The sequence below is a fragment of the Streptomyces sclerotialus genome, assembly GCF_040907265.1.
GTDB classification, from domain to species: Bacteria; Actinomycetota; Actinomycetes; order Streptomycetales; family Streptomycetaceae; genus Streptomyces; species Streptomyces sclerotialus.
This window is the reverse complement of sequence record NZ_JBFOHP010000002.1, coordinates 6558166-6571143: the sequence shown is the minus strand read 5'-3', so window position 1 is coordinate 6571143 and position 12978 is coordinate 6558166. Positions and strand designations below refer to the sequence as shown.

Genomic DNA, 12978 nt, shown 5'->3' with positions numbered 1-12978 from the left:
GCCGGATGGCGGCGGCGGGCCATCCGGCTGCCCTGCCGCTCCCCGTGAACCCGCTGGTCGGCGCGTGGTCGGCGCGGACCTTATGGGCCTGCTACGGGACCGGCCGGGGGCGCCGGGGTCCGGTAGCGGTCACGCAGCCGGTGCTTCAGCACCTTGCCCGCGCCGGACAACGGCAGTTCGTCGAGGAAGTCGTAGCCGCGCGGGACCTTGTAGCCCGCCAGCCGGCTGCGCAGGTGGGCGTCGAGTTCGGCGGCCGTGGGCCGCCGGCCGGGGGCCGGCACCACCACGGCGTGCACCCGTTCGCCGTACCGGTCGTCAGGGACACCGATCACCGCGCAGGACGATACGCAGGGATGCGCGTGCAGGGCGTCCTCCACCTCGGCGGACCAGACGTTCTCGCCGCCGGTGATGATCATGTCCTTGATCCGGTCGACCACGTACAGGTAGCCGTCGGGGTCCAGGAAGCCCGCGTCGCCGGTGTGCATCCAACCGTCCCGTACCGCCTCGGTGGTCGGTCCGGGCATGCCCCAGTACCCCTGCATGACGTGCCCGCCCCGGCAGAGGATCTCCCCGACCTGGCCGGCAGGTGCCTCCTCGCCGTCCGAGGTGGCCACGCGGACCTCGGCGTGCGGCGCGGCCCGGCCGGCCGAGTAACGGTGCGGCCCGCCGTGGTCGGCGGGACCGAGCAGGGTGACCGCGGGCGACAGCTCCGTCATGCCGTACGCCTGCACCAGTTCGACGTGCGGGAGCAGGCGTACCACCCGGTCCAGCAGCTCCCTCGGCATCGGCGAGGCCGCGTACACCAGTCGCCGCAGGCCGGCGAGGGCTTTCGGGTCGAAATCCGGGTGATCGAGCAGCAGCCGCAGCATCGTCGGCACCAGGAACAGGTCGGTGACGCCGTGCTCGGGCAGCGCGCTGAGCAGCGCGGGCGGGTCGAAGCCCGGGAGGGTCACCTGGGTGTTGCCCGCCACCGACTGCATGACCCAGTGTGCGAGGTCACCGAGGTGGAACATCGGCGCGGTGTGCAGGAAACGGCCGCCGGGGGTGGCGAGGAACCCCGATGCCAGGCAGCCCAGCGCAGAGGTGAGCAGGTTCGTGTGGCTGAGCATGACGCCCTTCGGCGCACCCGTCGTGCCGCCGGTGTAGAACAGCGCGGCCAGCGCGTCACCCTGCCGGCGCGCGTCCGGCACCGGTGCGCTCGCGGCGATCAGCTCCTCGTAGTCCCAGCAGCCCTCGGGGGCCGGGCCCTCGCCCGCGTACACGACCTGCCGGACACCCGGGCAGTTCTCGCGCAGCGCCGGCACCGTACCGGCGAACGCGTCGTCCACGATGAGCACCCGGGCGTCGCAGTCGTTCAGTGCGAGCGCCACCTCCGGTGCGGCCCACCGGGTGTTCACCGGGGCGAGTACCGCGTCCGCCCACGGTACGGCCATGAGGTGTTCGAGGTAGCGGTCGGAATTCAACGCGTACATGGCGACCCGGTCGCCGGAGGTGACGCCGAGCGCGCGCAGCCCGGCCGCCAGCCGGGCCACGCGGTCGACGTGGGTGGCGAAATCACGCGCGCGGCCGCCGTGGACGGTGGCGGTCCTGTCCGGGTACTGCTGGCGGGCCCTGTGCAGTGGCTGGGTCAGATACATCGGGGCCCCTTATCGGTGGGGTGCGCAGAAGAGGGGAGCGGGCAGCGGGAACTCCGCCGCGGTGGCGCCGCATTCGAGCGCCCACAGCGCGGCCTCGGGGCCCTGCTCGCGGGCGTACCGGCGGATGAGTTCCGGATCGGGTGCCAGGGCCGCGACGTCCGCGACGCCGCTCGCGAACGCGTCGACGTCCGGTCCGGGCGTGGCCGCGCCGTCGTACGGGCGGGTGCGCTCCGCCATGGACCGCACGGTGCCGGCGTCGAACCGCCCGGTGAGTCCGAGTGCCGCATAGGCCCGCTCGCCTGTGACGGCACCCATGAACGCGGACGCCGCAGGGCCGGGCGTGACCGCTTCCCGGCGGCCGACGGCCCGCTCGCGGCGGGGCGGCACACCGGAGGCGGCCCAGCGCGCCGCCCACTGGGCGACGATGCCCGCGGCATTGCGGTCGGCCGGGTTGTGCAGTCGCATCATGTCCCACTTGTTGGCCATGGCCACCACGACCAGATCGAGGTGCGGGTAGACCCGCGCGTCCCACCAGTACCCCCACGGGTAGGCGGCGGAGTGGCCCCACCACCACAGCCGGCCGTCGCGCTCCGGGTCGCTCATCTCCAGGCCCGTCCCCGCGAACGTGTCCGGGGTGACCGGGCTGGACCGGGTGACCCTCGGGCGCAGCATCGCCTCCAGGCCCGCGGGGCTGACCACGCCGTCCGCGCCCTTGCCGGTACGCAGCAGCGACTGGAACAGCCGGGCGTAGTCGAGGGGTGAGGTCACCAGCCCCGCGCCCGGGTAGGTCGCCGAGTGGTAGACGGGCGAGGGTACGCACCACGGCCCGAACCCCATGTACCCGGTGGCGTGGCCGGCGGAGTCCACCAGCTCGTCCCACCGGGACGGCTGTCCGGAGCCGGTGGGCAGGGCGGAGGAGTCCATGGCCAGCGCCTTGAAGACCGAACGGTCCACGTAGGACGCGTAGTTCTCACCCGTGACCTGCTCGACGGCGCAGCCCACCACGGACATCCCGAAGCTGGAGTAGGCGAACCGGCCCGGCGGGCCGTAGAGCGGGCACACCCCGCCGTACTCCGGAGTGGTGCCGGCCTCGTGGCGCAGCGCGACGTACTCGGCGATCGGGCGGGGCCGGGTCAGCTCGGCGTCGATGATGTCGGTGCGGTAGCCCCCGATGTGCGCGGTGAGCATCCCCGCCGTGATGGGCTGCTCGGCCTCCGGGTTGGCGGGCCGGGCACCCGGGGGCAGGAACGGTGCGATCGGGCCGTCCACCTCGATCTCCCCCGCTTCGGCGAGGCGGGTGAGCGACAGCCCGACCAGCGGCTTGCTCAGGGAGCCGGCGGTCGCGGACGAGGAGCCCGTCATCGGCACTCCGCCGGCCAGGTCCGCGTACCCCGCGCCCATTCCCCGCAGTTCGGTGCTCGTGGCGAGGGCGACCGCCACACCGGGGGTGCTCGTGGCGGCCAGGATCTCCGGCAACATCTCTTCCAGCGCGTCGGCCAGGTCGTGGAACATGCGCCCTCCGGGCGGTCAGGACGCGCGGGTGGCGTCGATGCGGGTCATGACGTCGGCGAGCGAGGTGCACGCCGGATCGGTGATCGCGGTCAGCGCGGCGGTCAGGCCGCGCCCGACGCGGTCCACCTGGTCCCTGTCGAACCGGCCGTTGTCGAACATCAGCCGCACCGCGGGCTGGGGACCGTCCTCGACGATCAGCGTCAGCGGGTAGTTGTTGGAGTCCGCGACCCGCAGCGCCCCGGCCGGGCCGCCGCCGTGCAGGGCCGCCCGGACCTCGTCGGCGACCGGATAGTTCTCGAACACCACGACCGTGCTGAACAGCGGTTGGCGCCTGCTGACCTCGGCACAGCGCGCGACGGTCGTGAGCGGGGTGTGCTCCGAGGGCATCCGGCCCCGCGCTTCCTGGATGTCGCGGAGCCAGCCGTCCAGCGGACCGGCGGACCTGATACGCACGCGCAGGGGCAGCGTGTTGATGAACATGCCGATCATCTGCTCGATGCCCGCCAGTCCCGACCGGCCGGAGACGGTGGCGCCGAAAACCACGTCGTCCGTACGGGCGTGGCAGGCGAGGACCAGTCCCCAGGCGGCCTGGAAGACGGTGTTGCGGGTGAGCCGCGCGGCCCGGACGAACGCCGTCAGCCGTTCGCCGAGCCCCGCCGGCAGTCCGACGTCGTACAGCTCGTGGCCACCGGGCCCACCGGGGTCCCGGCCGGGCGGCAGCGGGGTGGGCCGGGTGAATCCGGCCAGGTAACGCGTCCAGAACTGCTGGTCCGGCGTGCGGTCCTGGTCGGCCAGCCAGGCCAGGTAGTCGCGGAACGGCCTGCGGGCCGGGCGTCGCACCGGAGCGTCGTCGCGGATGGCTCGGTACAGCGTCAGTACGTCGTCGACGAGGATCGCACTGCTCCACCCGTCGATCACCAGGTGGTGGGCCTCCATCAGCACGCGCCATCCGTCGGGGCCCTCGTCGATCAGCGTGATCCGCACCAGTGGGCCCTGCTCCAGGTCGAACTCCCTGCCGGCAGTGAGCAGTTCGTCGAGCGCCCGGTCCCGTTCGGCGGCCGGCCGCGCGGACCAGTCCAGCCGGGCGACGGGGAACCGCACCCGTTCGGAGACCACCTGGAGCGGCCGGTCCACCAGCCGCCACATGACCCGGGTCCGCAGCACCGGCACCCGGCTCGCCGTCTCCTGCCAGGCCTGGGTGAACGCGTCCGGGTCCAGCTCGCCCGCCCGCCAGGACAGGCGGGTCGTGTAGAGCCGGGAGTCACCGCCCTGCACCGTGTGGAAGAGGATGCCCTCCTGCACCGGGGAGAGCGGGTAGATGTCCTCGATGCCCCGGCACGAGCCGAACTGCCGCGCCAGGTCGGCAGTGGACAGTCCGGCCAGCGGGAAGTCCGCGCCGATGCGGAAGCCGGTGTCCGGACGAGCGGCGGCCCCGGCGATCTCGGCCAGGGCCGTGACGATTCCGGCGGCCACCGCTTCCATGCTCGTCGCCTCGAACGCCCCGGTGTCGTAGGACACCGCGACCCGCAGCCGGTCACCGGCCACCCACGCGACGACCTCGACCGGGTAGGGGCGGGGCCGGGTGCTCGCACCGAGAGCGCGCACCGGCTCACCGACGGGGGTGAACCGATCGTGTCCGGAGCCGGTGTCGTCCGTACGGCCCAGGTAGTTCAGCTGTACCTCGGCGCGGGCGAGCCCGGCCAGCAGGCCGTCGGCGCCCAGGCCGGACAGCAGACCGTAGCCGATGCCGCGGCCGGGCACCGCCGCTGCCGCCTCCCGCACCGCGGCCAGGCAGCCCACCACGTCCTCCTGGTCGTCGACCCGTACGGCGACCGGATGCACGGCGGTGAACCAGCCGACGGTGCGTGTCAGGTCGACATCGGTGAAGAGCGGCTCCCTGCCGTGGCCCTCCACGTCCACGAGGACGTCCGGTGAGCCGGTCCAGCGCCGCAGCGCCAGCGCGAGTGCCGCCAGTACGGTGTCCTTCGCCTCGGCCTGGAAGGCGGCAGGCACCTCGGCGAACAAGGCGCGGGTGGCCTCCTCGGAGAGCTCGGCCCCGACGACCGCCATGGCCTCGCGCGTGCCCGCCTCCCCCGGCTTGCCGCGCTCGCGCGGGAGCGGCCGCGGGACCGTGGGCAGGAGTGCCCGCCACGTTTCCGCCTCCCGCCCGAGCTCCGGGTCGGCGGCCCGCTCGTGCAACCGGTTCGCCCAGGTCCGGAAGGACGTGGTCTTCGGAGGCAGGTCGCCGCCCTGGCAAAGGGTGACCAGGTCCTCCAGCAGCACCCGCCAGGACACCACGTCCACGCACAGATGGTGCACGGCGAGCACCAGGATCCGGCCGGTCAGCGTGGCGCGCAGGACCACGCCGGCACCGAGGTCGAAGCCGTCGACCGCGTGGCGCAGTGCGGCCTCGACTCCGGCGGCCGGCTCCAGGTGCTCGATGTGGTGCCGGGGCTTGTGCGGGCGGATCTCCTGCACCCAGCCGTCGTCGGTCCGGAAGAACGCGGCGCGCAGCTGGTCGTGGTGCGCGACCAGTGCGTCGAGTGCGGCGTCCACGGTGGACGGCTCGAGGCCGGGCGCCAGGTCGAGCACCGTGTACTGGGTGAGGTGATCGCGCTCCGGATCGCCCTCCGCGAAGAAGGCGTGCTGGACCGGTGTCAGCGGGCTCCTGCCGGTGATCTCTTCCTGCTCCGCGACCGGTGCCGTGCCGTCCTCGGACAAGGTCGCCTCGGCGGCCAGGTCGGCCAGGACCTGATGCCGGAACAGCTGGTTGGGCGTGATCCGGTAACCCGCAGCGCCGGCGCGCGAAGCCACGTCGATGGCCCGCAGCGAGTCCCCGCCGAGGGCGAAGAAGTTCTCGTCGGCACCGACCTCGTCCAGCCCGAGCACCGCACACCAGATGTCGGCGAACACCCGCTCCTCCCGGGTGCGCGGCCGCACCAGCGCCTCCCGCGCGGTGACGGCGGGCTCGGGCAGCGCCCGCTGGTCCACCTTGCCGTTGCGGTTGAGCGGCAGCGCGTCGAGCCGCACGATCACGCTGGGCACCATGTACTCGGGCACTCTCTCGGTCAGGTGCGCGCGCAGCCGGGGGACCACGGACTCGTCCGCGGCCACGACGTAGGCGACGAGCCGGTTGTCCCCGGACGGGCCGCTACGGGCGACGACGACCGCCTCCCGCACCTCGGGGTGGGCTGTGAGGTGCCCCTCCACCTCCCCCGGCTCGATCCGGAAGCCGCGGATCTTCACCTGGTGGTCGGCACGGCCGACGAACTCCAGGTTGCCGTCACCGATCCAGCGCACCAGGTCGCCGGTGCGGTACATCCGGCTGCCGGGACGGCCGAAAGGATCGGGCAGGAACCGCTCGGCGGTCAGTCCGGGCTTGCCGTGGTAGCCACGGGCCACGCCCGTGCCCGCCAGGTACAGCTCACCGGTCACGCCCTGGGGCACCGGGGCGCCGTGCCGGTCGAGGACGTACATCCGCGTGTTCCAAGCCGCGCGCCCGAGCGGGACGCGGGTGATTCCCGGCTCCAGCCGCCAGAAGTTCGTCTGGCCCGACACCTCGGCCGGCCCGTACTGGTTGTGCAGCTCCACCCCTGGCAGCACCTCGTGGAAGCGGTCCACCAGGCCCGGTGTGATCGCCTCGCCGCCACAGTGCACCTGCCGCAACGACGTGCACTGCGCGGCCCGCGGCGTACCGAGGAACGCGCGCAGCATCACGGGCACGAAGTGGACCAGCGTCACCTGCTCGTCCTGGATGAGCCTGGCCAGGTAGTCCGGGTCCCGCTGGCCTCCGGGGCGGGCGACGACGACGGTGGCGCCCGCGGTCAGCGGCCAGATCACCTCCCACATGGACGCGTCGAAGGTGAACGGTGCCTTCTGCAGCAGCCGGTCGCCGGGGCCGAGGCCGTACTCGGCGGTGTCGCACGCGATGAGGTTCGCCGCACCGCGGTGCGGGGTGAGGATGCACTTGGGCTCGCCCGTCGAGCCGGACGTGTAGACGGCGTGCGCGATGTTGTCGGGAGTCACGCCGGTGACCGGTGCGGTGGTGGGCAGGCCCGTCAGCGCCTTCAGGTCCGGGTCCAGCTCGACGACGGGGACGACGTCCCGCGGCAGGCCGGGCCGCCCTTCGCGCTGTGTGACCACGGCCAGGGCGCCGGTGTCGGCCAGCAGGTGGCGCAGCCGCGACTCCGGCTGCTCCGGGTCGAGGACGACGACGACAGCGCCGGCCTTCATCACCCCCACGAGCGCGACGACAGCCTCCACCGACCGCTCGGCGCAGACCGCGACGATGCGCTCCGGCCCGGCACCGAGCGCGCGCAGCCGGTGCGCCAGGGCATTGGCGCAGGCGTCGAGCCGGCCGTACGTCAGCTCACGGTCCGCGTCGCGCACGGCGATCCGTTCCGGCCTGCTGCGGGCCTGTCCGGCGATCAGGTCGTGCAGGCAGGACTGGTCGGCGTCGGGCCGCGCCGTGTCGTTCCACTCCTCCAGCACCCGGACCCGCTCCCGCTCGCTGAGCAGCGGCAGCTGGGAGACCGGGGTGTCGGGGGCGGCGACCGCGGCCCGGGCGAAGGTGCGGAAGCTGTCCCCGAAGCGTTCGATGGTTTCCGCGTCGTAGAGGTCGGTCGAGTATTCCAGCCGCGCCACCAGTCCGTCCGGCCCTTCGGCCAGTCCCATGGCGAGGTCGAAGTGGTTGGTGCCGGTACCGGTGGGGAACGCGGACACCTCGACGTCCGGCAGGGTCGGCGCGACCTCGCCCACGCCGCCCTCGACCTGGGCCAGCAGCAGGTCCGCCGACCGGCTGTTCCGCTCGGTGACCTGGAAGCTGATCTGGTGAAGCGGGTGGACGCTCAGCTGCCGCACCGGCTGCAGCCGTTCGACCAGCATGTCGAACGGCAGCTTCTGGTGGTCGAAGGCGTCCAGCGCCGTACGCCGGACCCGGCCGACCAGTTCGCGGAAGGTGGGGTCGCCCGACAGGTCGGTACGGAGGTTGACGCTGTTGATGAAGAACCCGATCAACGGCTCCAGCTCAGCGAGGTCGCGCCCGGCCACCGGCGAGCCGACGACCACGTCGTCCTCCCCGGTGTAGCGGGCCAGGAGCGCGTCCAGCACCGCGAGCAGCACCATGAACAGCGTGGCGTGCTCCGCCGCCGCCAGCTCCCGCAGCGCCGCGGTGGTCCCGCCGTCCACCGTGAACAGGTGCTCAGCGCCCTTGTACGTGGGCACGACCGGGCGGGGCCGGTCCCGCGGCAGGGTGACGATCTGCGGCGCGTCGCGCAGGGCCGCGACCCAGTGCTCCAGGTCGGCAGCGAAGCGTTCGCGGGTGGCCGCGGAGCGCTGCCATGCGGCGAAGTCGGCGTACTGCACGCGCAGTTCGGGGAGGTCGCAGGCGCGCCCCGCGAGGTGGGCCTCGTAAGCGGTGCGCAGTTCACGGAAGAGTACGCCCAGCGACCAGCTGTCGACGACGATGTGATGCATGCTCAGCAGCAGCACGTGGTCGTCGGGGGCCATGGCGAGCAGGGTGACGCGCAGCAGCGGCCCGCTTTCGAGGTCGAAGGGCCGCGCCGCCTCCTCGCGGGCCAGTCGGCGCGCCGCCGTCTCGGCGTCGGGCTGCCCGGTCAGGTCGGCCACGGTGACCGGAACCGGCGCCGGATCGTCGATCACCTGCACGGGTTCGGTGCCGTGCGTGGTGAACCTGGTGCGCAGCACCTCGTGCCGCGCGACCACTTCGGTGAACGCGGCACGCAGCGCGGACACGGCGAGCGGCCCGCGTATCCGGTAGGCCAGCGGGGCGGTGTAAACGGGGCTGCCCCCGATCAGCCGGTCCAGTACCCACAGCCGCTGCTGGGCGAAGGAGAGGGGAAGCGGGTGATCGCGAGAGGCCCGCCCGATCGTGTCCGACGCGAGACCGTCGCGGCGCAGGAGCAGACCGAGGAGTTCCCGGCGGCGCGCCGCCGACTGATTTCCTGCCGTCATGTGTGCATCGTCGTGGAGCCGTACGGCGCCCGGGGGGCACCCGGTTGACGCGCCACCGGAGGGAAATCTCCTGATCGGCCCGGGCCGCCGGGCCGGCCTATGGGCGCGCTACGGAAAAGCGCTCCCGGACGGGACGGCGCGCGGCGATTCCGTAGTCGACTCGCGGCCACCGCCGCAACACGCGGCCCACCTGCGGATTCGCCCGGACATGACGCCGAGCCCGTGTCGTCTCCCCGGCAGGTGTGCCCTCCAGCATGGGCGTGAAGCCCAGCCGGAGGAAGTATGACGACCGAAGTCACCTCACCGTCGATCACAGGCGAGGCCCTGCCCGCCGACCAGTTCCAGCTGCACGAGAGCGAAGGCACGCTCGACATCGAACGTGTCCTGGATGTCCTGAACGGCAGACTGGCCGCCTATCGGGTACGGCATTTCGTGCCCGCGGCCGAGTGCGCCACCCTCACACGCAATTTCTGGGACTCCCCGCACCGCACCCCGCGGCACGGCGAGGGTGCCGACGGCGTCGAGGCCTACATTCTCGGCGCGTCACACATCGAGCGGTCCACCCTGGACTACTTGACGGCCGCCGAGGCCGCGCGGGAGGCGGTGGACGCACTGTACGCCGGCGCGTCCGACCCGATCGCGCGACTGCGGGATGCGCTGGCCGGGCGGCTCGACGTCGCCCGCGCCGCCGAGCACGACGGCCGGAAGGCCGGTTCCTCCAAGGCGGTGTGCTGGAACAACGACTCCCGTGAGTTCCTGCTGCTGCCTCACGACGATCTCGCACAGCTCAGCGACCCGCTGCAGGCGGACTTCGAAGTCCAGCGCATCCGGCGGGTGATGGCGGTCAACGTCTACCCGCACGTCCCCGGTGGGCGCGGTCAGTTGCGGCTGTGGAACGTCGCGCCCGACGACCGCACCCGCGCGCGCCTCGGCGTCCGCCACAGCGGCTACCCGTACCCACCGGAGCTGCTGACGGACCACGCCTCGCTGACCGTCCCGGTGGCGACGGGCGACCTGTGTGTGATCAATGGCAATCTGGTGCACGCCGTGCTCGGCGGCGGCTCGGCGGCCGAGCGCGGCAGGCTCCTGCTGACCTGTTTCACCGGCCTGGCAGGTGATGAATTCCTCTGGTGGACCTGACCTCCGGGACACGGGACCGAGGCGGGACCGCGTGCGGAGGCCGGCCGCCGGCTACGCCTCCTCCGCGGTCATCCGCTCCCGCAGGCTCTTGGGCCGCATGTCCGTCCACACCGCGTCGATGTGGTCCAGGCACTCCTGCTTGGATCCGGCCGTTCCGGTCTCCCGCCAGCCCGCCGGCACCTCCCGGTGCGCAGGCCAGATCGAGTACTGCTCCTCATCGTTGATCACGACGGTGTAGCGGGTCCCGCTCTCGTCGCCGGTGCCGTTGCCCGTACTCATGTCGTTCCCTCTCCCATCTGTGCTGTCACTGCGTCCCGGAATTCGCCGAACGACGGGGTCTCCCACACCTGCACCATGTCCACCTCGACGCCCAGTTCGCGCCGCAGGTAGGACACGATCCGGGTCACCATGATCGAGTCACCGCCGAGCTCGAAGAAGTCGTCGTCATCGGTGAGCGCCGGCACGTCGAGCACCGCACGCCAGGAGTCGGCGATCACCGCCGGGGCGCCGGTGGGGGCGGCCGTCACAGGGTCGGTTCCTGCTCGGTCAGACATAGTTGCTCTCCGTCCGCAACTGGGCGGCGCCGTCGAATCGCTGCGCATCGAGGGGGCTGACGTCGACGAACGGCTCCTTGTTCAGCACCAGGTCACGCACGATCTCTCCGGCCGCCGGCCCCTGCATGAAGCCGTGCCCGGAGAACCCGGTGGTGTAGAGGAAGCGGCCGACGTCGGGGGACTCGCCGATCAGGGCGTTGTGGTCCGGCGTCACTTCGTACAGGCCCGCCCATCCGCCGGTGATACCGGTGCCCAGCAGACCGGGCACCCGCGTGGCCATCTTCTCCGCGAGCTTGGACAGCCATTCGTCCGTACGGTTCATCCGGAAGCCCGGCAGCTCGTCCGGGTCGGACATGCCGAACATCAGGCCCCGGCCCTCGCGGCGGAAGTAGAAGGCCGAGGTGAAGTCGAGTGTCATCGGCACCCGCACGTCCGGGTCGACCGGCTCGGTGAACGCCAGCTGCCTGCGGTACGGGGTGACCGGCAGCCGCACGCCCACCATCTCCCCCACCGCGGACGACCAGGCACCCGCCGCGCACACCACCGTCGATGTCTCGATGCGGCCGCCGGTGGTCTGCACGGCGCGGATCTCGCCGCCGCGGGTGTCGATCCCGAGCACCTCGCAACCGGTCAGGAGCGTGGCGCCGTGGCGTCTGGCACCGACGGCGTACCCGAGGACGACCGACTCCGGCGTGCAGTAGCCGTCCTCCGGCGAGAACGCAGCCGCCAGCAGTCCGTCCGTCTCGATCAGCGGGGACAGGCGCTTGGCCTCGTCCGGCCCCACCATCCGGCTGGGCACGCCCAGTTCGTTCTGCAGGGCGACGCCTGCCTCGAAGGAGGCCACGTCCTCCGGACGCGACAGCAGGAACAGGTAGCCCACGGTGTGCAGGTCGATGTGCTGCCCCGGCTGCCTGCCGAAGTGATGGTAGGCGGCCAGGCTACGGGCACTGAGCTGGATGTTGAGCGCGTCGGAGAACTGCGCGCGGACCCCGCCGGCGGCCTTGCACGTGGAGCCGGACCCCAGCTCGTCCCGCTCGACCAGGACCACGTCGCGTACGCCCGCCTCGGCGAGGTGGAACGCGACGCTCGTGCCCATGACCCCGCCACCGACGATCACCACCTCGGCAGAGGATGGAACGTCCATTCCAGACTCCCTCACGCTCGCTCGCACAGGCCGGTCCTCATCGTCGCCGGGTGGCCTGACACCTCTCGGCCGTCTCGGGTGCCGCCCCCGTGCGACGGAGCCCGAGACCAGACGGCCGTCCGGTGAGGCGGCAGTGGATTCGGTACGGGAACCGACGTGGTCGCGCGTCCGATGGGCGTCCCGGCGCCGTCCGCCGTGGGACTCCCGTATCCCCCCTGCCGGAGCGGCCCTGAGCAGAGACGATCGCCCGGCCGGGACGTCGGCGGCTGCCACCTCCGTGCGCATGTCCCGGGACACCATGACGTCTCGTGGCAGGCGCAAGAGCAACAGCGAGCGCGACCATCGGTCGCGCCTTCAACGGTCCTCCGCACACAGCCCACGGCGGGTATGCGTGCGCCGTCTTCGCCCGGGCTTCCGGTCTGGAGCCGCCGGTGGCTGTGACGCTGCTCGCCGCACCGCCGCTGGAAACCCCGATGGCGGTCGCGGGCGTCGGCAAGCGTGTCTGCGTCCGTACGAGTGACACCCTGGTCGCCACGGTTTCCTCGGTGGCCCGGTCGCCGGGGGCGGTACCTCCGGTCGACCTCACCACCGCACGGATCGCGGCCCACGGTTTCCCCGGCCGCACCGGGCACCCGTTCCCGAGCTGCTTCGTGTGCGGCCCCGACCGGGCGGACGGGCTGCACCTGGCTCCCGGCCCCGTTCCCGGCCGGCCGCACACCGTGGCCTGTCCCTGGACCCCGCGCAGCGACGACCCGGACATGTTGTGGTGCGTGCTCGACTGTCCCGGCGGCTGGGTCGACGGGCGTCCGTCCCCGTTGGTGCTCAGCAGGCTCTCGGTCGTCATCCCCGGCCGGGTCGAGCCGGGCGCTCCCCACGTGGTGGTCGCCACGCGGCTCGGCGCGCACGGCCGCACGGTGAGCGTCGGCAGCTCGGTCCACACCCCGTCCGGACAGCTGATCGCCACCGCCGCCGCGGTATGGACGGCGGTCCCCGACGGGCTGCGGTACAGCGACTGACC

8 protein-coding genes are annotated in these 12978 nt (G+C 72.7%); 2 read left to right on the top strand and 6 right to left on the bottom strand.

Annotated features, from left to right (window positions below; translation table 11 throughout):
• Positions 1 to 80: 80 nt before the first annotated feature.
• Genes AAC944_RS28980 through AAC944_RS28970 form a run of 3 tightly spaced genes read right to left on the bottom strand, consistent with a single transcriptional unit; the run spans position 81 to position 9122 of the window.
• Positions 81 to 1637, bottom strand: coding sequence for a long-chain-fatty-acid--CoA ligase (locus AAC944_RS28980; protein WP_030613042.1), 1557 nt, complete (start codon positions 1635 to 1637; stop codon positions 81 to 83).
• Between the two features lie 9 nt (positions 1638 to 1646).
• Entirely contained in the window at positions 1647 to 3149 is a 1503-nt protein-coding gene (locus AAC944_RS28975) for a serine hydrolase domain-containing protein (RefSeq protein WP_030613045.1), read from the bottom strand.
• Positions 3150 to 3164: 15 nt separating this feature from the next.
• Entirely contained in the window at positions 3165 to 9122 is a 5958-nt protein-coding gene (locus tag AAC944_RS28970; RefSeq protein WP_030613048.1) for a non-ribosomal peptide synthetase, read from the bottom strand.
• A 282-nt stretch (positions 9123 to 9404) separates the two neighbouring features.
• On the opposite strand from AAC944_RS28970, the gene AAC944_RS28965 reads away from it, so the two are divergent.
• Positions 9405 to 10262: a hypothetical protein gene (locus tag AAC944_RS28965; protein ID WP_030613050.1), complete on the top strand. Its 858-nt coding sequence runs from the start codon at positions 9405 to 9407 to the stop codon at positions 10260 to 10262.
• Between the two features lie 51 nt (positions 10263 to 10313).
• Here the strand turns inward: AAC944_RS28965 and AAC944_RS28960 are convergent, their stop codons facing one another.
• From AAC944_RS28960 to AAC944_RS28950, 3 genes are read right to left on the bottom strand one after another with little or no spacing between them, the layout of a single operon-like run.
• Positions 10314 to 10541, bottom strand: coding sequence for an MbtH family protein (locus tag AAC944_RS28960; protein ID WP_037771948.1), 228 nt, complete (start codon positions 10539 to 10541; stop codon positions 10314 to 10316).
• Complete coding sequence (locus AAC944_RS28955; RefSeq protein ID WP_196942937.1) at positions 10538 to 10816, bottom strand: phosphopantetheine-binding protein; 279 nt, start codon at positions 10814 to 10816, stop codon at positions 10538 to 10540. Before AAC944_RS28955 ends, AAC944_RS28960 begins: the two co-directional genes overlap by 4 nt.
• Positions 10809 to 11960: an NAD(P)/FAD-dependent oxidoreductase gene (locus AAC944_RS28950; protein ID WP_030613059.1), complete on the bottom strand. Its 1152-nt coding sequence runs from the start codon at positions 11958 to 11960 to the stop codon at positions 10809 to 10811. Before AAC944_RS28950 ends, AAC944_RS28955 begins: the two co-directional genes overlap by 8 nt.
• Positions 11961 to 12391: 431 nt before the next feature.
• On the opposite strand from AAC944_RS28950, the gene AAC944_RS28945 reads away from it, so the two are divergent.
• The gene (locus tag AAC944_RS28945; RefSeq protein ID WP_368396491.1) at positions 12392 to 12976 is read left to right on the top strand and encodes a hypothetical protein; all 585 of its coding nucleotides are present in this window, start codon (positions 12392 to 12394) and stop codon (positions 12974 to 12976) included.
• Positions 12977 to 12978 lie beyond the last annotated feature (2 nt).